A 21942-nucleotide genomic window follows, 5' to 3' on the forward strand; every position below is an offset into this window, starting at 1 on the left:
AAAAAGTTGTTAACTGAGTTTTAATTATCTTTTATGGTTTTTTAAACAATCGTTTAACTGCAGCTTATAAAGAATAATTCATTGTCGTTTTATAATGCCTGAGTAAATAGTCATAGATTACCATTTCAAATAATCTTTGATCAGATATGAAAAGTCTGTTGATGTTCATGTGAAATATACTTTGAAAAAAATCCCGTAAGGGCATTCCTAAGGATTCGTTTTCATGATGGTTAATAATATTCTGAAATGCAAGATTACCAATCAGAATATTGTTGACTGTCTCTCTTTCTTCAAAAAATTCTTCAGAAGTAAGAAAATCAACAAATTTTGGTTTAAATTCTCTATATTTTTTATCTAATTGTGAATTGAGTTTTTTATCTGCATTAAACTCTTGTTTAAAAGCATCATTGAAATACCTGATCCATTCAAGTTTTTCCAGAATCGTAAGATTGATTTCGTCGAGAACCTGATCAATATAGTAAAGAGAAATAATAATTTTTTCCTCATCATCATAATGCAAACATTGTAGAGTAAATTCACTATTGTCGTGGAATAAAGTTTCAGCTTCTTCCATTGTGTTTTCTCCATATCTTTCTATTTCCCTATTGTACGTATCAACTATAATACTGGAGATCTCTCCACTTTCAGTATATTCTTTTAAGGCATCATTGATTTTTTCAAAAATTTCATTGTAATTATTTATATTGCTGACCTTAAGCCTTATTCTCAGGTGTGGCTCGGGATCGATATAACGGATGAAAAACCATTTTGAGATCTGGTTATTTTTCTGAAAGTCCTCCATTAAAAAGGCAACAGCTTCTTCCAAAATGATATCAGCGGTTTTTATTCCTGTATATATTTTAAGATACAGCCATTCACTTCCGGGGAAAAATTGTCTTTGGGTCACCATTATACCTTTTAATTTTTATACATAGGAAAGACAAATTCATATTTAAAGTCCCTATTTTCATTATACAGAAATTCTTCAATATGGATTGACTTTTCACTTTTTATAGTTTGAATAAAAAGTTTTGCCATATCATAATTTTCCAGATTCATTGTTAATGTATTATCAAACTTTGCCCACTGAATCCAGGGTTGAATTTTTCTTTTCGCTCTCCATTTTTCCAATTCAGCTAAAAAAAGCTTTTTATCCGAAATCAGGATATCAAGGGAAGCAATATCCTTTTCTGTAATTTTCCATCGAGCCTTTGAAAGAATGATATTATTATATTCTACTCTGGGCAGAAATTTATAGATCTGATCTAAATTTCCCCAATCAAAATATAGTTTCGGATCTGCATTTTGTGAATATAAATCAGATAGAAAATGATAAACGGGTAAGGAATTGGTGAAATAATTATGAGCGTTTGTTAAATAGGGTCGTATCTCTTTATTCAGATTTTTAGAACGTAAAATAATATTGTCATTCTTCAAAGAAATATACAAATCATCTACTGATATTTGATTTTCTTTATTTAAAACCGACTGCGCCAGATATGGAATTTCATATTGTCTTAAAGTAGGTCTTCGAATTACATTGCCTATTCTTGCTTCTGGTAAATGAATTATTTCAGCTAAAATATATTTAGCATTCAGTTCTTCTTCTTTTTTTGTAATTGCTTTTGTTAAAGCTTGTATTTTTGATTTTTCTGAACAAAATCTTCCTGAAAAATTAGCAGCACTACTTCCTGTATGACTATTTATAAATAATTTCTCCTGATGATGGTCTGAAACAATTTCTGCCAGAAAAGAGATCGTATCAGGCAAATTATTCCAGTCTTCTTCAAAATCTTTAAAGTCTTCATCAGACAATTCTATTGTATATTGGCCTTCTAATAAGGCATTTTGTAATTTCTCATTGAGAATCTTCTGGATTGGATTAAGAATAATAGTACTGTTTTGACCTTTCTTGGAAGCAGGAATCTTTAAATCATCTAAATACGGATGAATACCTTTTATGGCAGTATTCTGCTTGTATCCAATACCTGCTTCAGTATCGAGAGCAAGGCTTAAAGAAACTTCCTGTGCTTCATATCTCTTTGCAAAGGCTTTTTTAAATCTTTCCAATGAGGTACCCTGCTGAGGCTGGTGTATTTTGTTTAAGAAAATAATGGCTTTTTTTAATTTATTTTTCCAAAACCTGGGTAGAGTGAATTTAATTTTAGAATATAGATCTGTCTGGAACAAGTACTTTCGATCGTATTGTATTTCAAAGGATTGTATAAGTCTCTCAACTTCATAATACTTTGAGATATGATTTCCGATTTCCTGGTCTATTTCATCTAATTTATTTTTTATGGAAAGCAAAAGGGATATTTCTTTATCTGCTTTAATCCTGTGTAAAACTAAAAGTATAGTCTCCAAAAAGTCTTTTCCTGAAACATTAGGTTCAAGCTCACTTACAAGAACCTGATTATCTATTAATTCTTCCAAAAAATCCGAAGCATCTTCCAGAGTTATTTCTTCATTTACGAGAATTTCTGAAAGTTCCTGAATCGTTTTTCCTGTTTTTGAAAATTGTAATACTTGCTGTAATTCTTCTGAAAGAGGAGCCGAGGAGATAATATACTCTCTTTTGCCATTTGTATATTGGTATTCTATATACCGGATTTTATTTCCCAGTTTATACAGGCTGTTGTTTGGAAAGAACAGAAGTTTTTGTCTTATTTCCTGCGTCTTTACAAAATGGTGCACTAAAGTAACAAGAAAGTGCATATCTAGCTTGGTATCTCTGACTAAATCATCAGAATGATCAGATATTTCTCTCTTTACATCATCAAAATCTCCTACACTAACATTAGAAAATAAGCCGAATGGAGTACAACGGGTACACATTCGGCTATAATACTTTAAAATGGTATTTTTTAGTTTTTGATATTCTTTTGCAGAAGGTTCCCGTTCTGAATTAAAATATTTAGATAGCTCTTCATGTAAGTCTGGTGAGGCTAAATAAACGGCTTCCTGAAATACCTTATTATTGAAAATTTCATTCAACTCTTCATCTGATACTTCATCTTTGCTTATTTTTTCATAAAATTTTTTATATGAAAACAAAGGAGTACGCATCATATACTCATTAAAAAACTGATAAGGAAAACGAGGCATTTTACTTCTCTGTATTTTTTTGTTTGGGTTGATAATCCGGATGTCCAAGTTGCCATAATGCAAACGCAAACATTTCTCCTATATTCGAATAACGCTGCGCTACAGGTACATTACCTGCATGCCCACCTTCAAAATCTATTTTAAGCAATATCGGATTAATAGAAGCGGTACTAGTCATTAATTTAGCCGCATATTTTACAGGTTCCCATACAGCGACTCTCTGATCATTTATTCCACCTGTTATAAAGGTAGCAGGATATCTGGTTCCCTTTTTAATGTGTTGGTAGGAGTCCATCTCGAGTAATGCTTTAAATTCCTTAGGATCTTTTATTGTTCCAAATTCTTTTGGCTGAGCATTAGGAGTTGTTTCATCTCTAAGTGGATTCATAACCCCTACTTCGGCAATAACAGCTTTAAACAAATCAGGTCTTTCGGTCATAGCTCTCCCCACTGTAATCCCTCCTGCGCTAGCACCCCAAATTGCCACTTTATCTTTTGTAGTATACTTTTCTTTTATTAAATATTCAGTACAGTCAATCAGATCTTTCCATGTATTGGGTTTTGTTTCTTTTAAACCAGCTAAGCGCCATTTTTCTCCTTTTTCTCCACCACCTCTTACATGGGCTACTGCAACCATTCCTCCCTGGTTCACCCACAATAAATAAGTAGTAGAAAAAAATGGGTTTATCGAAATCCCGTATGATCCATAACTATCAATCAATACCCTATTATCCCCATTTCTCTTAAGATTTTTATTGTAAATTAAAGAAACCGGAATTTCTTCTCCATCTTTTCCTTTTACCGTAATTTCTTTGACAACAATATTTTCAAATTCAGGATATTTTGCGACTGGAGCCAAGTTTTCAGGATTAAATGTATTGGTTTTTACATCATATCTGAAACGTTGGCCTTCATTAGCCCAACCAGCACAAGTTATCCAGATACCAGAAGAATTTTCTCCCTCAGATTGCAAATTAACACTTCCTGACACATAAGGAAGTTGAATAGGAATATCTTTTTCATCCTTGTACAGGTATAATTTTGCTTCTACCCCATTTTTAGTGGTGGTATAATAGATCCCATCTTTTGTAATTCTGTAACTTTTAATAAACTCATCTTTTTTCTCGGGAACAAGAATTTCCGGGCGTTTAAAGTTGGGATTATTAATACTTGTTTTGCATAGTTGGTTAAAGGACGTGTTAAATGACGATAAAAAAACTACCTGATCTCCCCATAAATCCAGATTCTTTACTTTATCACTAGGATCATAGAATGGTTTCCAATTTTTCTTACCGTTTAATAAATCGTTTTTACTGATAATGAATGTTTTTCTATAGCTTTCATAATCGACTAACATGGCTACATAGTATTGATCCTCTCTATCAATATCCACGATCATGGGAAAATGTTCCTCGGTAATATTTAGATCAGGATTATTTTTAGCAGAAAATACATCATTTATCTTTTTCGGATCTGTTCCGATTTTATATAAAACTGTTCGCGTGTTTTTATAGAAATCCAGGGATTTAGAATCCGTAGTAGGATAATAAAGATAGAAGAAACCACTATTGTCATCTAACCATTTTACTCCCCCTCCACTTACTGGCTCAATCTGACCAATAACTTCAGGATAAATATATTTTTTATTCACATCAAGAACAATGACTTCTGCTAATTCTTGTCCTTTTTCCGCCATTGAGATGGCAACCTTACTTCCATCCCAGCTTGGATTTATATAATTAATTACAAATTCATGATTTGTTTTTTCATTATTTCTATAGCTGCTGGGATCATACAGTAATTCTTCTTTTCCTGATAGCCCTTCTCTGGAATACAGCTTTGCTACTTTTTCAGTGTCGTTTTTTTTTAAATAAAAATACTTATCATTACTTGCCATTTTCAGGTTAGTCAAAGAATAACCTTGCCTTTTATCAAATTCAAGCCTTTTGTCTAAATAATAATTTTTGTTGGGAATCTGGTCTAAAATAGAATTTGTGTATGCAGTCTGAGACTTCATCCAATTAATAGTATTTGTATCATCCAGGTTTTCAAGATTTCTATAATCGTCAGAAATTTTAACTCCAAAATATTCATCTGTAGCAGGAACTGATGGTGGCAAATTTGTTTTTTGAGCATGAAAGAGGAAAGAAGAAAAGCAAGTAATGATAAATAAGGGCCTCATAAATAAGTCAGTTATTTTACATGAGTATTTCTTAAAGGAGTTGGCGTCTGATCGTCATCACCATCATTATCAATAACCATACTACCATTATTACCTAAATTCAATCCCCCTTTAATAACTTTCATATCGTTAATTTTCATAATTTGTAGTTTCTTCAACGATAATTTTTTTTCTTGTTTAACTGATTTTTTCATCAAAATTTATTTAAAAGTTTAACACAAATAAAAGAATATTTTTCAAATTAACAATAAAAACAATCTACGAATTTATAAATCAATACCATATGACATACAACACAAAGTACTGAAAAAAAGACAGTTAAATGTATTTATATTGATTTTCAACTTAGTAGTTTTTTGATTAAGAAAAATGTAAATTTGTACTGTATTGAAAAAAAATGATGAAGTTAATATTTATAATTTTATTACTGCTGGGTAGCTTTGCAAATGCTCAAACAAAAATAGTTGATTCTTTAGGTGAGTTTACTTATTCACAACTGAAGAGTAAATTTGATGATTATTATAATAATGATAAAGTTTCTGAATCTAAAAAAATTGCCAGATATTATTTAAAGAAAGCAAAAAAAGAAAAAAATACTGTTCAGATAGCGGAAGGGTATACTCTCATGCATTTTAATGAGAGTTTCTCAACAGCCTTAAAATACATTGACAGTATATCTATGGTTACAAAAAATGTTAAAGGAAGTTACTATATTTCTACCGTATACAGACTAAAAGGAAATCAATACTACAAATATGATCAATTAAAAGCAGCACTGGACAATTACATTTTAAGCTTAAAATATGCAAAAGAGCAAAAAGATGAAAAACTAATTGCCTATACAAACCTAAATATTGCTTATATCAATAGCTATATTGGTAGAAACGCTGAGGCGGCTAAAATTTTCAGGTATTATTATAATAAAAAAGATTTTCTTGAGTCAGAACATAATCAAAACAGAGTAAACCTTATTAACTGCTATATTGAAATTAACAAACTAGATTCTGCAAATATATTGATTCAACAGGGATTAAAGTATTCATTTGAAAACAAAAATAAATATAGCATTAGTCAATATCAATACTTATCCGGGCTTTATCATTTAAAACAAAAAGAATATAAGATTGCACTCGATGGACTATTAAAAGCGTATGATTATTTTTCGGGAATAAAAGATAATAATGAAAACTATGCATTATATCATATAGGTAATTCATATAATGGATTAGGAGACAAGAAAAAAGCGGTACAATATTTTGCTAAGTTAGATTCTAATATACAGAACACTAACATTACCTTCCCTGAGCTCCGCGAGACCTACACCTATCTCATAGATTATTATAAAGAAAAAAATGATAAAGAAAAACAACTATATTATATTGACCGTTTTCTAAAAGTTGATAAAAAACTTGATGAACAGTTCCGCTATTTATCTACAGAACTACCAAAAAAATACGATACCCCCAACCTTCTGCAGGAAAAAGAAGATATCATCACAGATTTAAAAAACAGAAAGACATTTTTATATGTTTCCATTAGTATTTTAGTCCTCTCACTTGTATTGCTTGCAATGTTTTATTATAAAACAAAAAAAGCTGAAAAAAAACATCGAAAAATTGCTCAGGATCTAATCCATTTGATTGAAAAAAGAAACCTGGAAGCAGCTCCTGTTACAATTACAAGTGAAGATGAGATCAATGTGCCGGAAGTGTTTGCAAAAGCTGAAATCACTGAAAATAAAATAATCAAAACTGTTCCTGAAGATGTTGCTCAATCGATCTTAAAAGCTTTAGACCTGTTTGAGAGTAAACTGCAGTTTTTAAAAAATGGTATTACATTAGCCAGTTTAGCAAAAAGTATAAAAACCAATACTGCTTATCTATCTGAAATTATTAATAATCACAAAGGAAAAAATTTCACTGCTTATCTTAATGATCTTCGTATTGACTACGTGTTGGATCTACTTGTAAAAGATAAAAAGTTTAGATCTTACAAATTACCAGCTATTGCAGAAGAAATAGGTTACAATAATGTACAGGCATTTTCTATTGCATTTAAGAAAAAGACAGGAATTACCCCTTCTATTTATATCAAAGAAATTGAGAAATCAATTATTCAGTAAATTTATTTTTTGTAGCACTATAAAAAACTCCCTTTCAAGCACTTACTTCTTTCAATTTTTATAAATTCAAATACTGAATTTATAAATATGTTATCGTATTTACTCTAAATTTATAAATCCAGATAGACTTTTCTTGTTTTATCGCCACAGCACCTGCATCTTTGCTACAGATAAACAACCAAATAATTATTTTTAAGTTTATCAATATTTATAACAAAATTTAGAAATGAAAAAAGTATTTTCCTTATTAAGTATCACATGTACGGTCTTCGTTTTCTCGCAAGAGAAGAAGAATGATTCTGTGGGGAAATTACTGGAAAAGGAAATACAGGAAATTGAAATAACAGCCAGAAGAAAACTTGTAGAAAGAAAAATCGACCGATTGGTGTTTAATGTTGAAAACTCTACCGCTGCATCAGGTGGAGATGCAATGGACGCATTAAGAGTTACCCCGGGAGTAAAAGTAATCAATGAGAAAATTTCTATTATTGGCAAAAGTGGAATTTCAGTCATGATAGATGACAGGCTCATGCAGCTTTCCGGAGATGATCTAGCTAACTTGTTAAAGACAATTCCGTCAGATCAAATTAAAAATATAGAGGTAATAACCACCCCACCTGCCAAATATGACGCACAAGGAAATGGAGGACTTATTAATATTGTACTGAAAAAAGCTAAAAAGAATAGCTGGAATGCTACGGTGAGATCATCGTACAGGCAATCTACCTATCCAACAGGAAACATGGGGGCAGATTTTAGTTTTCAAAAGAATAAAGTATCTATTTTCTCGTCTATCAATACAGGAAATGGAGCCAAGAAAAATATAGATAACAATAGCTTTTATTATCCGGAAGAAAAATGGGAAAATGAAAGTCCCCGAAAAGTTGAAAATAAATTTCTGACAGCAAGATTGGGGCTCGACTATGAACTCACCAACAAACTATCTGTAGGATTTCAATATTTAGGAAGTTTTTCTGAAATGAATATTAAAGAAAATAATACAGCTTCATATATTTATGATACTCAGGATGATTTGAAATCATATATTATTTCAAAAGCAAAAAGTAATGAAAAACCCAATCTGAATCAGTTTAATTTTCATACTATTTATAAATTAGATTCTTTAGGTAAAAAAATATCGTTTGATGTAGATTATTTTTCATTAAGAGATAAAAACACCAGAAATTACAATGGTAATTCATGGAATAACAATAATGTACCACAATCATATTTTGCGGCAATAAACAATAATAATCAAGATATTACAAACTACTCAGGAAAAGTAGATGTCGAACTTCCATTAGAATGGGCAAAACTGACATTCGGAGGGAAAGTTACTCAGTCTAAGACCAATAATAATGTTATTTTTTATGACAACAGTTCCGGAACACCGGTTTTAGATGTCAATCAAACCAATGAATTTGATTTTACGGAAAACACACAGGCTTTGTATTTTTCAGCAAATAGAAAATTTAATGAGCAATGGGAAGCCAATGTGGGGCTAAGAGCAGAGAACACACAAACAAAAGGGTATTCAAAAGATCTGGATCAGGAAAATAACAATACGTATTTTCAGTTTTTTCCTACCGCCTATCTTGCTTATACCCCCAATGATAAACATTCATTTAACGTTACATACAGCAGAAGAATCAACAGACCCAACTATAGCCAGCTAAACCCTTTTAGGATATATGATAATCCCTATTCATATACAGAAGGTAATCCTTTTCTAAAACCATCATATACAAGTAATTTTGAGTTTATCTATACATATGATAATCTTGAATCCAAAATATATTACTCTTATGAGAAAAATGGTTTTGAACAACTGGGTATATTAGATAGTAATACAAAGATCACCCGTTATTTTGTTTTAAACTTTCTTAAAACCTATAATATTGGACTTACAGAAAATATATCATTCAATCCTGTAAAGTTTTGGACAACCACCAATACATTTGATATTAATTATACCAAATCTACTTCAGACACACCTGTAACATTGGGTTCTCTGAATGGCTGGAATACCTACCTTTCTACAGACAATGAATTTTCTCTAAACTCGCAAAAGACATTATCTTTTAATGTAGGATACTGGATAAGCTTTCCAGGGGTAAGCGGAGTGGATAAAGTTAGTACCAACCAATCCTTATATGCAGGGCTTAAATTTTTAATGTTAGATAAAAAATTACAACTATCCATTATTGCCAATGATATCTTAAAAACACAAAAACCTGTTTATACATCTTATTCCAATGGAATAAAATCTACCTACCGTAATTATTATGATACACAATTTTTCACCATATCCCTATCCTATAAATTTGGGAACCAGAAACTTAAGGTATCAAAACATAATTTTGGTAATCAGGAAGAAAAAAACAGAACCGGAAAATAAACTTTGAATTATTCTTTTTGTATGTGTACAGTACAAAAAGGCCATAATAAATCGCTAGCTAGCAAAACACCCTTGTCAGGGATTGTATGACAAAAAAATAAAATTATTAATCCAACTAAAATTAATTAAAATGAAATTAGCAAATTTAAACACAGTTAAACCATTAGATCTTAAAACTATTAAACTTGTATCTGGAGGATATCAGGTAGAAACTGGCCTTGAAATCGCAGAAGGCTCTAAGAAAAGAGATGTAGAGTCTACATCAAACGATTCTTTGAAGAGAGACTAATATAAGGAATATCCGTATACTGTCAGGCTTTTACTGACGGTATACGGTTTTCTAACTATATCAGTTATACAATAACTTTCAAACACCAAAAAAAATGACACCAAATAAATCTAAAATTAAATTAACAACTCTGAAAACAGTCAAGTCATTAAATAAAAAAGCGATGACTCTTACGTTTGGAGGAACTCTTTCACTAGACATTCACAGTACCGGAAGAGACAGCCAGGCACGGGATATAGAATCTCACTGGAGTGACAATATGTAACGAATAAGCTTCTGTATAAGGCATATTTTACATGATCAAATAATAACATGAGAATTTATTAAATATTCAAAATTGCCATACAAAGAGTCTGAACGTATTATCTCAAAATAACCTCATCCCCCTAAAATCAAAAAATGATACTTATATTATCTTATGACTGGTATGAACAGGGGACAGACCCTGTAATAGACTGGCTTATCTACCAAAAAGCAGACTTCGCAAAAATTACAATCAATGATCTGGTTAACAGAACAACCAATACCAGATTGGATATCAATACCGGAGAAATATGGATCAATGGAATTGAAATAAGCCATAAAGTAAATGTAATATGGTTCAGGAGGTTTGAGCATGACGTTCCTTTCAATTTTTCTAAAGAAACTGATGATCCATTATTAAAACAAGCCGATTATGAATTACAATTCGAAATCCGGGAGCTTATGCAGTTCCTTTTTCAACGGTTTAAGAAAAAAGTATGGATGCCACACTACCTGGGAATAAATGCCAATAAGCTGGATCATATTTATCTTGCTAAAAAAAGAGGAGTAAAGATGCCTGAAACAATCCTTTGTAACAACAAAGCAGATTTGTTATCGTTTTATGAGCAGCAGCAAAATGGCATTATCATGAAGCCCATAAGGCACAGTGGATATTTTACAAAAGGAGAAAAAACATTTTCTATCTATACCAATTCTGTAAAAAAGAATTTTATTGAAACCTTACCGGAGTATTTTACTGCAACTCTCTTTCAACAAAAAGTCGACTCCAAAATGGAAATAAGAGTCTTCTATCTTGATGGCAGTTTTTATGCGACGGCAATTATTATAACCAAAGATAACGAAGAAACTGACGTGAAATTGAGCTTCGGAACAGATAATATCAACTGGATACCTTATGAACTACCACAAGAATACAAGTTACAACTCCATGATTTTTTCCAAAGTTTACATTTAAATACCTGCTCTTTTGATGTTATACTAACTCATAATAATGAATATATTTTACTGGATATAAATCCGGCCGGACAATACACTGCCCCTGGTAATAAATGTAATTATAAAATTGAACAAAAAATTGCCAATTGGCTCGTTGAACATGATGAAAAAGAAAGAGAAATCCACCATATTCAGCAAAAAAACGCTGAAGGAGCTGCCTTTAACCTATAGACTGATGACACAAATGGATACAGATAGTGTCGGAGAACTCTATACCCGTTCCATTTTCACAAAAAGTAAAAAACATTTTTCAACCGGTTACAAAATGTATATTTCTTCAAAGCCCATATCCAATTTTATAATAAAGAAAGATGAATAAATATTTGAATATTTTTTCTTTTTGCAAAGTGATTGAGGGAAAAGAAAATGCCATTATATGTGATTTTCAAAAGAAAAATATAAAATACGTCCCCTCTTCAATGGTGGAAGTAATCAAAATGCTTACAACTCTACCCTACGCCGAAGTAGAAAATACGTTCTCAGACCAAAAATATATTTTTGAAAGTTACGTCAATTTATTGTTGGTAGAAAAGTTTGCATTTTTCTCAGATCTCCGGGATGAGTTTACTCCCATATCAGATACATGGGAATCACCTCAGGTCATCAATAATGCTATCATAGAGTACCAATTTGAAAACTATAATATTACTCATCTTATTGAACAGCTTGATGACTTAAATTGCCAGTTTCTGGAAATCCGGTTTTTAGATTGTGGAAAAGAAAAGCTTGCCTCAATAGAAGAAATACTACAATACTGCGATGATCTGGTTTTGAGATCAATTAAAATATACATTCCTTATATCAGCCAAAAAGGTTCACTACAGATTTATCACAGGTTAAAAAAGTTTAAAAAATTGGAGGCTATGGTATTTTATGGATCAGATAGAACAAAGGCGAACTATGCTTTGCAAAATATTCTGTTCACCAAAAAAGACATGGAATATATAAGGAAAAAAAACTTTGATGATACAGACTTAATTATTGACTTTGAATACTATAGAGAATCCCTTCAATACAATCCTTATTACAATAAAAAAATAGGTATTGATTATCTGGGAAATGTGAAAAATTGTTTAAAAAATGAATCTGTATTCGGTAATGTAAACAAAAATAATATTATCCAAATACTAAAAGAAACAGATATTAAGGAGCTTTGGCATGTATCGCATGATATGATACTTGGTTTGAAGGATGATGAATTAAGATACAACCGACTTATTTCAAACAACCTTAGAAAAACATCAGAAGGCTTATATGAAATAATAAATTAAAACAGGCCATGGGAAAGTTCATTTTTTTTAAACAGCTCGAGAGCGCTGATTGTGGAGCGACCTGCCTTAAAATGATAGCGCAGTTCTACAATCGAAAGATAGATATCAGATACCTGCGGGATATAGCTTATACAAATAAAAACGGAGTAACGTTATCCTCCCTGATTAATGCGGCCGATACCATTGGGTTTGAAACTCTTCCCGCACAAATAACTTTCGACCAGTTATGTAATCAAGTTCCACTGCCTGCAATATTACATTGGAAAAACACCCATTATGTGGTGGCCTATAAATCCGAAAAGAAAAAAAACAAACAGTTCATTCATATCGCTGATCCTGCTTATGGAAAGCTAAAATTACAGCAAAATGAAATGGAATCCCTGTGGAATGTAGATCACGAGAAAAATGGAATCGCTCTCCTTTTTGAACCTAATGATAACTTTAACCCTAATATTGATAGTGAAGTAAAAAAAATTAAATTTTCATACTTCTTACAGTATCTTAAGCCGGTATATGGAAAATTGGCTCTTATATTCACATTAATATTATTAATCGCCTCATTTAATTTTCTTTATCCTTATATCAATCAGCAATTGGTTGACAGAGGGGTTAAGGATAAAAGTGTATATTTTATTATATACTTTCTCTCTGCACAGTTTATAACCTATACATCTTCCATGATCATGGAGTTTGTTCAAGGATGGATGTTTCTTACAGTCAAGATCAGGTTTGGGTTGAAACTGGTCAACGACTTTCTAATTAAACTGATGAAGATGCCTCTTTCATTTTTTGAAAACAAGCTATCATCAGACATCCTTTTAAGAATAGCCGATCATGAGAAAATTGAGAACTTTTTTTCTCAGAATACCATGCAATTCATTATTTCTGTTCTCTCTTTTTTAATTTTCTCAATTGTTCTCATTCAATACTCTCATTATATTTTCCTGGTCTTTTTTACAGGCTCAATTATTTCCGTATTATGGGTATTATGGTTTCATAAAGCCAGAAAATTTCTGAATTACAAAAAATTTGAACTTGAGTCTTTGAACAGAAATATATTGTACGAAGTTGTCAACGGTATCTCTGATATAAAAATCAACAATTTCGAAGTCAAGAAAGTAAAAGAATGGAGAAATGTACAGGATGAGTTGGTTGAAGTCAATAGAAAAAATTTAAAATTATCTAATACTCAGGAATTTGGAATTAATTATTTAACCCAGATAAAAAACACTATTATTCTGGGCCTGGCAGCTTTTATGGTTATTGAAGATTCTATTACATTGGGAACCATGCTGGCAATTTCATTCATTATTGGCCAGCTCAATGCTCCCTTAGAACATTTTGTCCTATTCATATATTCATTACAAGATGCTAAAATAAGTTTAGAAAGATTAATTGATGTATATGAAAAGAAAGATGAAGAGGATATATCGGGCGATTCCAACAATGAAATTTCCGCTGATGGTGATATTATCTTTAAAAATGTAAGCTTCGGTTACCAGAATCCTAACGAGTACAAAATTTTTGAAAACCTAAATTTAACGTTAAAATCCAATAGTACCACTGCTATTGTAGGAACAAGTGGTAGTGGCAAAACAACCCTTATAAAACTACTCATGAAGTTTTATGAACCATTTTCAGGACAGGTATTCCTAAATGACAGATCCATTGAAAAATTCAATTTTAATAAATGGAGAGAAAAAATAAGCGTGGTCTTTCAGGATGGATATATATTTTCAGACACTGTTAAAGGAAATATCGTAATGGGGCAAGATTATGAGGAAAAAAAATTCAATCATATCATCTCCCAAACAAATTTAGATGAGCTTATCGATATCCTTCCTCAAAATGCAGAAACAAAAATCGGCGAAAATGGATTGGGCTTAAGTAAAGGGCAACAACAGCGCATCCTTATTGCGAGAGCAATGTACAAAAACCCGGAAATTCTTATTTTAGACGAAGCAACAAGTGCATTGGATTCTGTAAATGAAAAGATCATCCATCACAACCTACAAAATTTCTTCAAAGGAAAAACAGTTATCATCATTGCTCATAGACTGTCAACCGTAAAAAATGCTGATCAGATACTAGTTTTAAAGCAAGGAACAGTGGTGGAAGTTGGAAATCATCAGCAATTGGTAGATAACAAAAAAGAATATTATACCCTGGTAAAAAATCAACTGGAACTTGACAGCTGATAAAAAGGAATATGTATTATATTTTCTTACAGCATTATTGCCAGATCACATTGCAGAAACCTTCTTACTCAAAATATAACTTATAATTTTACAAAAAATCACTCACAGTACTGTAAGTGATTTTTTTGATTTTCTTATTAAGTTCCGGAAAGCTATCCTTTCACCATTTTATGGGTGATAATTTTTCCGGTCTTTGTAGTTGCTATAATAACATACACTCCTTTGATAAGACCTGTTACGTTTACAGATTTTCCAATTGTGGAAATTTGATGAACCACTCTTCCTGAAAGATCTGTTATTTTAATATGAGAAACCTCTTCAGAAAAATGAAGAATTTCACTTACCGGATTCGGATACACTATTATTTCTTCTTTCTTATTAAAATCTTTCACAGACAATGTTGCAACTTCATTAAGACGAGCAATCCTGTTTCGATCTACTCCTTTATAGCTGGTAAAATACCCACCAACGACAATTTTTCCGTCAGCTTGTATTGAAATAGTTTCTACATTACTGAGTGTTCCAAAAAAACCGGTTCCAATGTCAAATGAAGTATCCAGACTTCCGTTTGCATTAATACGGGCGAGACATCTTCTGGCAATTCCATTATAGCTTATAAAACCGCCCCCTAATAGTATTTTCCCATCTGATTGTAAGGCGATATGATTCACAAAATAATTATCAACGCCTCCAACTACAGCAAACGTTGTATCTACATTTCCATTTGTATTTAAACGCACAATCCGGTTTTGAGTGGCTCCCTTATAAGTTGTAAAATATCCCCCAACCAGAATTTTATCATCAGGTTGAACGACAATTGTTTGAACAACCGCTCCGCTGGGGCTACCACCAAATCCTGTTCCAATATTAAACGAACTGTCAATAGCACCATTCGTATTCAGACGGGCAATATAATTTACATTATTGACAGAATAAGTTTTGAAACTTCCACCCACCAAAATTTTACCGTCAGATTGTAAAGCAATTGTCTTAACATCTGCATTAAAACCTGAACCGATCACAAAGGAAGTATCTATACTACCATCTGTATTAAGACGGGCAATGCGTTGTCGTGCTGTTCCGTTATAGTCTGTAAATCGGCCGCCCACCAAAATTTTTCCGTCAGGTTGCATAGCAATCGTATTGACAAATGCCATCCCTCCGCTTGTTGTGAGCCCACTTCCCATAGCAAAAGAGGTATCTATACTTCCATCTGTGTTCAACCGTATAATACTGTTTTGAGTAATTCCGTTGTATGAGGTAAAGTCACCCCCCACAAGGATTTTACCATCCGCTTGTAAAACAATAGTGTAAACAACAGCATTAAATCCTGCTCCCACGTTAAAAGAAGTATCAAGACTTCCATCCGCATTCAAACGGGCAATATTATTTCTGGATACCCCTTTATAGGTAGTAAACCAACCTCCGGCAAGGATTTTCCCGTCTGATTGTACAGCAGTAGTCATTACCGCGTTATCAAATCCAGCTTCAACAATAAAGGAGGTGTCGAGATCTACATAGGTCTGTGCCCAAGTTTTTCCACCCCATAACGATAAGACAAAAATGGTTATAAGAAATAAAATTCTTTTCATAAAGAGTAAGTTATTAGTTTGATTATTAAGCATGGAAATATATTTCCAATGAATAAGAGACAAATATATAATATATAAAAACAATTTGATCAGGACCTATTATATTTTATTGAGTCGGGTTTTCATTTTATACTCTACAATGAAAATCGTCTTCAGATGCTATAGAAGCATATAATTATAGGGGTTAATCGATAGAAATTTTAACGATATAAAAAAAGACACTCACATTTCTGTAAGTGTCTGATTTTATGTGGTCCCACCTGGGCTCGAACCAGGGACCACCTGATTATGAGTCATAACCGAAAAATTATAACTTACTATAATTCAAGGGGACAATATAGGGGAAACTCTCCTTTAGTTTGATGATTTAATAGGTATTTTGACTATGTTGTAAAAAGTTCTTGCAACAAATCTTGCAGGAATTTTGGAATTGGAGCATACAGAACTCTTCTTTATCCCGAATGATTTAAGCGTGACCTTTTGAATTTGTTATAACCATTACAGATCATTCTTTTTTATGATCTGATCTAGATAAAGGTTTATCTCTTAGTGGGTGAGATAAAAAATCTAATAGATTTTCATTGACAGGCAATCTTTCCATATTCAAACGTTCTGTCCATGATGGTAACTGGTCTTTTGACATCCGATCTATTAAAAAAGAGTCCCAACTACTATTATTGATTAAGTTTCTCACATTTGATACATCTTCTTGCATTCTTCTTGCGTTCATGTAATCCCAAGCATTATTCATATTGATTATTTTTTGTTCTTCTTCAATCATATCAGAAGTTACAGGAATTTTCACCCATTTAAAGGCTTCCGAAAGTTTATCCGTTAATCTAATATTTTTCTTATCTCCAACTCGATCTTTAAACTCTTCTAATAACCAATCATTCAAATAACAGTTCTCTTTGTCAATAGTACCATAATCCCCATCTCGAGTAACAATAATAATGTTTTTGTCTTCGCCAATTGCACAATTTATTATCCATTCCCAATTTATAGCATCTCCTATGGAATTATCATCTTTTTTACGAGGTGGATATCCTAAAGTGAATCTTTTACTAGCAAGGTCTCTGATTTCAAACCTTCTTTCATCATTACGACTTAGATTAATTTTCCTTGAAGTTTTAAAAATTTTTTCCAAGGATATATAAACCCTATCATATTCATTAGGCTTTTTTAAAATCTGTTCAATAGTTTCTTTTATCTTTGATTGCTCTATTTCGATATCTTTTTTTGAATTTTTTATTTTTTCAAGAGATTCATGATCACTGACAATAGCAGGATAACTAATTCCAATCACAGGTTTTTTTGCTGTTTCAAAAATAGATTCACGAATAGCACTTTGCCTGTTTTTCTTAAACTCCATTTCAACCTGATTAGATGTAATAATCAATTCTTCATGATCAATAATTTCATTTAGATATTTGATCGAAACATTGTTTCTAATACGATAAAAATCTAAAAATATATTAGTATCAATAAAAATTAAAGTCTCAAAGTTCTTTTCTATTTTCTTTTTAGCTGCTGTGGAAGAGATATCTTCATTCTTATTTAATTTTTTTGTCATAATATTTTTTTTACTCTACAAAAATTCTATATTCTCTAAAGTCAGTTTTAATCTCATCCAAAAATCAGTAATCATTGCTGGTAATATTTCATTTAATTTAACGTCGTCATTAAAAAATCTTCTACGATTTTTAAAAACTTTGATAATCCCATTTTCAAAATCTGGGAGTAAAATAAATTTCTCAATTACTTTTTTATCCTTAATCACTTGATAAACTTTTGGAATACTATCTATCGAGGCATTATGAACTATTTCATTTCTCAAATACATTATTATTTTAATGTCATTTGAGAATTCAAATAAAGAATTTGGATAGTATGCAAGTTTGATCTTTTTTTGATCTCCATAAAGGATATCTTTAGATTTTAATTTTGGATACTTCTCGAAATCTAAATTTAGATTCTCAATCTCGTATGCTAATTTTGTAACAAAATCTAATTGACTATATAAATTTATAAATAGATAATTTACAATTGAAGTAATATTAACAACTATTGGTCCTGATGCATATTGAATACCATTATCAACAATCGTATAATTTTCTGCTACTAAAAAATTATTTTCATTAAGAAGCTTGTAAAAATTTCCCACTAGATATTTAGTTTCTAAAACAGAATTTTGAATACTACTTATTAGATTTTCAACGTCGTAATAATATAAGAGTTTGTTCAATGTTTTTTTATCCTCAATTTCACTGTAAGTTTTTTCAAATTCTAACTTTGATATTCTAATTTCAGCATCAATCCCAGCATAAGCTACAAATGGAAATATAGGACATGAATTAAGAAAATGTAAATTCTCAACTTTTCCAAAGATACTAATAGCTATTTTATTTCTTAAGCGGATACATATATTTTCTATCTCTAGTGTCAAATCACCTTCTTTGAAAATAAAATCTTTAATAATATTTTCGGTTATAAAAAACTTTTCTTCAGACGGAGACTCAGACGGTATCCCATTAATATTATAAAACATCCTTTCAATTCTATTATTTCATTTACTATATTTAAATTTCTAGAATACAATTTAATTTATATAAATCTAATTAAATTTATAAAAGTGAAAGAATTAGAAATCACAACTATTATTTTCTTTTCATGATCAGAAGGTTTTAAAATATCTAAATTTTGAGAAATTTTTATTTTATTATTTTCAAGTTTAAATTCATATTTCTCCCGAAATATAATATCAGTATAAAAAGGTTTATGCTCTGTACCAATATTACTGTTTAATTGAACAGCATTTTCTGTTATTTCCAAAAGGTATTCATCATTATAAAATTTCCCAATTAAATCTGCTCTATTAAGATTACTCATTTTTCTATATTTTTGCTTTAAACCGTTTCATTTGCATTAAGATTCCGCAACAAGTATCTATTATCTATTTGTTCCAAACCAATTTTCGAAACTACAATTTTTACCACAATAGTGCCTCCGTATTTTTACGGATTATAAAATAATATTATTACATTTATAGGAACAAAACATATTAATATAATAAGAAGTTAAACTCTAAGTCAAAATATGATTTCTAAAACTTTTAATTCTTTTTCAAATTGTTGAATTGATTGTGGTTCCGATTAATTGATCACCCATTTGCAATTTAAATAAATCTTTAAAAGAAATATCTGAAAAACTTCAATTGTCAATTACTTTACAATTGAAGACAGCCAGAGACTCATATGCAACAGTCTTAAGAAGAAATGGAGTTTCTATTGATACAATATCTGAAATGTTATCACATTCAAATACGATTGTGACAAAACACTATCTTGACAGTTTGGATACGGAAACGATATTCAAAGTAAATGATCATTTAATATAAGTAGAATTAAGACTTCTCAAACTTTAAATACCCTAATAATAAGTCATTTCCTAAATTGGAGTAGTTAAATACTCTAACGTTATGAATGAAATATGTTTTCTTACAAAATTTTTATTTTTAATACTAATTGTTTAGATTTACTCTTCTAAAATTTCAATTGGAATGAGTCAAATGTTAGCTTCAATAAGTAGAATTGTCAATGAAGATATTAGCTCAAGGGTTAATCAGTATGATGTGATTTTTGAATTAATAACTAATTCTATACACGCTAACGCTACAGAAATTAAATGTTATTTAAATACCAATGATAATCCACTAGAAGGAGAAGAATATTTACCACCTAAATTAAATACAATTAGAATTGTTGATAATGGTGATGGTTTGACTGATGAGAATTTTAATTCCTTTTCCACTTATCGTTCCGAATACAAAAAAGATTTAGGATGTAAAGGTGTTGGAAGATTTGTTCTATTAAAAGTATATGAATTTGTAAATTATTCAAGTAATATTCCTTCTATCAATGAAACTAAAAAATTTAAATTCGATTTTGATTTCGATACAGATAATATTAACATAGCAAAATGCACTACTTTAGAAAGTCAAACAGAAGTTTCATTAAGCTACATCAATAAAGCTTATTACGATTTTGATAGAAAAATTGATAGAAGAATTTTATTAGATATTACAGAGATTAAAAATAAAGTTCTAATGAATTTAGTACCTACTTTATTCTTTTATCAAAAAAAAGGTATTAATGTAAATATTATTTTCATAAATGAATTTGACAACTCTACTGTCTCAATTTCTCCAAAAGAAATTCCAAACTTTACTGAAAAATCATTTGAAATAAAAACTTATTCTGGGAATTCTATATTATTTAAGTTAAATTATAGAATTTCTAAAGAAATAGGTGAATTGTATTCATATTACTGTGCAAATAATAGAACAGTGTGCGAGTTCCAAGATAAAGATCTAAAAATCACAATGCCATATGGATACTCAGGTTTCATGTTACTAGAATCAGCTTATTTAGATGAAAGAGCCAATAATGAGAGAAATGATTTTGATATTTTCCCTATCAAAAGGGATATGTTTTCAACATTATCTTGGGACATGATTAATAGTGAAGTTAAAAAAATATTTAGTGAACTAGTAAAAGAGGGTGTTCCCGAAACTGAAAAAATAAATAAAACTAAGTTAAAAGAAATTCAAGAAGAAAGACCATATTTAACTCACTATATAGAATCTGAAGATATAGATCTAGCAGGATTTCTTGACAAACGGCAAATAATTGAAAAGGCGAAAAAGAAATTTGATACTGCTAAAGAGAAAGTTTTAACAAATGCAGGAAAAAATTTTTATACTAATTCTGAACTTAATGATGCTATACAATTAACACAAAATGAATTAGTATCATATATTAATGATAGAGTAATTGTTATTGAAAGGTTAAAAAATCTTGTAGATAATGGTGAAAAAGTTGAAGCAATTATTCATAATATGTTCATGCAAAGGTATACGAAAGACGATTATTACAGTATTGGAAAGAATAACTTATGGTTATTGGATGATAGATTTACAACCTACACATATGCGGCAAGTGATAGAAAAATTACGGATGTTTTAAAAGACGTTGATTTATCTACAGATGATATTGATATTCTAAATGATAAACCTGACCTTTCACTTTTTTTCTCACACAATCCATCTTCCCCAGATAGATTAAAGTCCGTGTTAATAGAACTAAAACCATTCGAATACAAAAATAAATCTCATAGAAAAAAACATCAAGGTATTTTACAATTAATTGAATATTTAAAAGCTTTTAAATCAAGAGAAAAAATTGATGAAGTATATGGTTATCTTATTACTGATGTTGACACTAAATTTTCAGAAGTATTATTACAAGATGATTTTGTCCCTTTATTTTCATCTGAACATCCTATTTATCACAGAAATTATGACAAAATAGGTGTATCTGTTTTCGTAGTTAGTGCAAAAACATTAGTTTATGACGCAGAGGCACGAAATAAAACATTTTTAGATATAATTAGAAAACAAGCTAAAATCAATTTTTTATTAAAAGAAGAAGAGGAAAAAATTAGCTAAAATATAATTAAATAAC

The 21942-nt window shown here is 30.5% G+C and carries 17 protein-coding genes; 9 read left to right on the forward strand and 8 right to left on the reverse strand.

Going from position 1 to position 21942, the window contains the following annotated elements; all coding sequences use genetic code 11:
• Positions 1–64: 64 nt before the first annotated feature.
• The 4 genes from C1631_RS20750 to C1631_RS20765 all read right to left on the reverse strand — a co-directional run bounded on the left by C1631_RS20750 (position 65) and on the right by C1631_RS20765 (position 5484).
• Positions 65–910: a thiopeptide-type bacteriocin biosynthesis protein gene (locus C1631_RS20750; protein WP_109713971.1), complete on the reverse strand. Its 846-nt coding sequence runs from the start codon at positions 908–910 to the stop codon at positions 65–67.
• 8 nt (positions 911–918) lie between these two features.
• Positions 919–3108, reverse strand: coding sequence for a lantibiotic dehydratase family protein (locus C1631_RS20755; RefSeq protein ID WP_109714088.1), 2190 nt, complete (start codon positions 3106–3108; stop codon positions 919–921).
• 1 nt (position 3109) lies between these two features.
• Entirely contained in the window at positions 3110–5227 is a 2118-nt protein-coding gene (locus tag C1631_RS20760) for a prolyl oligopeptidase family serine peptidase (protein WP_228441406.1), read from the reverse strand.
• A 74-nt stretch (positions 5228–5301) separates the two neighbouring features.
• Complete coding sequence (locus C1631_RS20765; protein ID WP_103246707.1) at positions 5302–5484, reverse strand: hypothetical protein; 183 nt, start codon at positions 5482–5484, stop codon at positions 5302–5304.
• Positions 5485–5687: 203 nt separating this feature from the next.
• Between C1631_RS20765 and C1631_RS20770 the strand changes: the two genes are divergently transcribed.
• The 7 genes from C1631_RS20770 to C1631_RS20790 all read left to right on the forward strand — a co-directional run bounded on the left by C1631_RS20770 (position 5688) and on the right by C1631_RS20790 (position 14828).
• Complete coding sequence (locus C1631_RS20770; protein ID WP_109713975.1) at positions 5688–7412, forward strand: helix-turn-helix transcriptional regulator; 1725 nt, start codon at positions 5688–5690, stop codon at positions 7410–7412.
• Positions 7413–7638: 226 nt separating this feature from the next.
• Positions 7639–9810: an outer membrane beta-barrel family protein gene (locus C1631_RS20775; RefSeq protein ID WP_109713977.1), complete on the forward strand. Its 2172-nt coding sequence runs from the start codon at positions 7639–7641 to the stop codon at positions 9808–9810.
• A gap of 130 nt (positions 9811–9940) precedes the next feature.
• Complete coding sequence (locus tag C1631_RS24225; protein ID WP_165828348.1) at positions 9941–10099, forward strand: hypothetical protein; 159 nt, start codon at positions 9941–9943, stop codon at positions 10097–10099.
• 94 nt (positions 10100–10193) lie between these two features.
• Positions 10194–10364, forward strand: a complete 171-nt coding sequence (locus C1631_RS24230; RefSeq protein WP_165828349.1) for a hypothetical protein — start codon at positions 10194–10196, stop codon at positions 10362–10364.
• A 134-nt stretch (positions 10365–10498) separates the two neighbouring features.
• Complete coding sequence (locus tag C1631_RS20780; RefSeq protein ID WP_109713979.1) at positions 10499–11530, forward strand: ATP-grasp domain-containing protein; 1032 nt, start codon at positions 10499–10501, stop codon at positions 11528–11530.
• 248 nt (positions 11531–11778) lie between these two features.
• Entirely contained in the window at positions 11779–12630 is an 852-nt protein-coding gene (locus C1631_RS20785; RefSeq protein WP_123966751.1) for a hypothetical protein, read from the forward strand.
• A gap of 8 nt (positions 12631–12638) precedes the next feature.
• Complete coding sequence (locus tag C1631_RS20790) at positions 12639–14828, forward strand: peptidase domain-containing ABC transporter (protein ID WP_109713983.1); 2190 nt, start codon at positions 12639–12641, stop codon at positions 14826–14828.
• Positions 14829–14980: 152 nt separating this feature from the next.
• Here C1631_RS20790 and C1631_RS20795 read toward each other — a convergent pair whose 3' ends face one another.
• From C1631_RS20795 to C1631_RS20810, 4 genes are all read right to left on the reverse strand, one after another.
• Positions 14981–16420, reverse strand: a complete 1440-nt coding sequence (locus tag C1631_RS20795) for a T9SS type A sorting domain-containing protein (protein WP_165828350.1) — start codon at positions 16418–16420, stop codon at positions 14981–14983.
• A gap of 505 nt (positions 16421–16925) precedes the next feature.
• Positions 16926–17993, reverse strand: a complete 1068-nt coding sequence (locus C1631_RS20800; RefSeq protein WP_165828351.1) for a PIN domain-containing protein — start codon at positions 17991–17993, stop codon at positions 16926–16928.
• A 15-nt stretch (positions 17994–18008) separates the two neighbouring features.
• Complete coding sequence (locus C1631_RS20805; RefSeq protein ID WP_109713985.1) at positions 18009–18968, reverse strand: hypothetical protein; 960 nt, start codon at positions 18966–18968, stop codon at positions 18009–18011.
• A gap of 56 nt (positions 18969–19024) precedes the next feature.
• Positions 19025–19309, reverse strand: coding sequence for a hypothetical protein (locus C1631_RS20810; protein WP_109713987.1), 285 nt, complete (start codon positions 19307–19309; stop codon positions 19025–19027).
• 277 nt (positions 19310–19586) lie between these two features.
• Between C1631_RS20810 and C1631_RS24570 the strand changes: the two genes are divergently transcribed.
• Positions 19587–19817 (forward strand): tyrosine-type recombinase/integrase, encoded by a 231-nt coding sequence (locus C1631_RS24570; RefSeq protein ID WP_103246717.1) that lies wholly within the window; start codon positions 19587–19589, stop codon positions 19815–19817.
• Positions 19818–19979: 162 nt separating this feature from the next.
• The gene (locus tag C1631_RS20820) at positions 19980–21926 is read left to right on the forward strand and encodes an ATP-binding protein (RefSeq protein WP_103246718.1); all 1947 of its coding nucleotides are present in this window, start codon (positions 19980–19982) and stop codon (positions 21924–21926) included.
• Positions 21927–21942 lie beyond the last annotated feature (16 nt).

This window comes from Chryseobacterium phosphatilyticum (assembly GCF_002899825.2).
Taxonomy (GTDB): domain Bacteria; phylum Bacteroidota; class Bacteroidia; order Flavobacteriales; family Weeksellaceae; genus Chryseobacterium; species Chryseobacterium phosphatilyticum.

What these genes read in the sequence shown, in the direction of transcription:
- C1631_RS20750 (WP_109713971.1), bottom strand. Translation starts at nt 910, where the DNA reads ATGGTGACCCAAAGACAATTTTTCCCCGGAAGTGAATGGCTGTATCTT.
- C1631_RS20755 (WP_109714088.1), bottom strand. Translation starts at nt 3,108, where the DNA reads ATGCCTCGTTTTCCTTATCAGTTTTTTAATGAGTATATGATGCGTACT.
- C1631_RS20765 (WP_103246707.1), bottom strand. Translation starts at nt 5,484, where the DNA reads ATGAAAAAATCAGTTAAACAAGAAAAAAAATTATCGTTGAAGAAACTA.
- C1631_RS20770 (WP_109713975.1), top strand. Translation starts at nt 5,688, where the DNA reads ATGATGAAGTTAATATTTATAATTTTATTACTGCTGGGTAGCTTTGCA.
- C1631_RS20775 (WP_109713977.1), top strand. Translation starts at nt 7,639, where the DNA reads ATGAAAAAAGTATTTTCCTTATTAAGTATCACATGTACGGTCTTCGTT.
- C1631_RS24225 (WP_165828348.1), top strand. Translation starts at nt 9,941, where the DNA reads ATGAAATTAGCAAATTTAAACACAGTTAAACCATTAGATCTTAAAACT.
- C1631_RS24230 (WP_165828349.1), top strand. Translation starts at nt 10,194, where the DNA reads ATGACACCAAATAAATCTAAAATTAAATTAACAACTCTGAAAACAGTC.
- C1631_RS20780 (WP_109713979.1), top strand. Translation starts at nt 10,499, where the DNA reads ATGATACTTATATTATCTTATGACTGGTATGAACAGGGGACAGACCCT.
- C1631_RS20785 (WP_123966751.1), top strand. Translation starts at nt 11,779, where the DNA reads ATGGTGGAAGTAATCAAAATGCTTACAACTCTACCCTACGCCGAAGTA.
- C1631_RS20790 (WP_109713983.1), top strand. Translation starts at nt 12,639, where the DNA reads ATGGGAAAGTTCATTTTTTTTAAACAGCTCGAGAGCGCTGATTGTGGA.
- C1631_RS20795 (WP_165828350.1), bottom strand. Translation starts at nt 16,420, where the DNA reads ATGAAAAGAATTTTATTTCTTATAACCATTTTTGTCTTATCGTTATGG.
- C1631_RS20800 (WP_165828351.1), bottom strand. Translation starts at nt 17,993, where the DNA reads ATGACAAAAAAATTAAATAAGAATGAAGATATCTCTTCCACAGCAGCT.
- C1631_RS20805 (WP_109713985.1), bottom strand. Translation starts at nt 18,968, where the DNA reads ATGTTTTATAATATTAATGGGATACCGTCTGAGTCTCCGTCTGAAGAA.
- C1631_RS20810 (WP_109713987.1), bottom strand. Translation starts at nt 19,309, where the DNA reads ATGAGTAATCTTAATAGAGCAGATTTAATTGGGAAATTTTATAATGAT.
- C1631_RS20820 (WP_103246718.1), top strand. Translation starts at nt 19,980, where the DNA reads ATGAGTCAAATGTTAGCTTCAATAAGTAGAATTGTCAATGAAGATATT.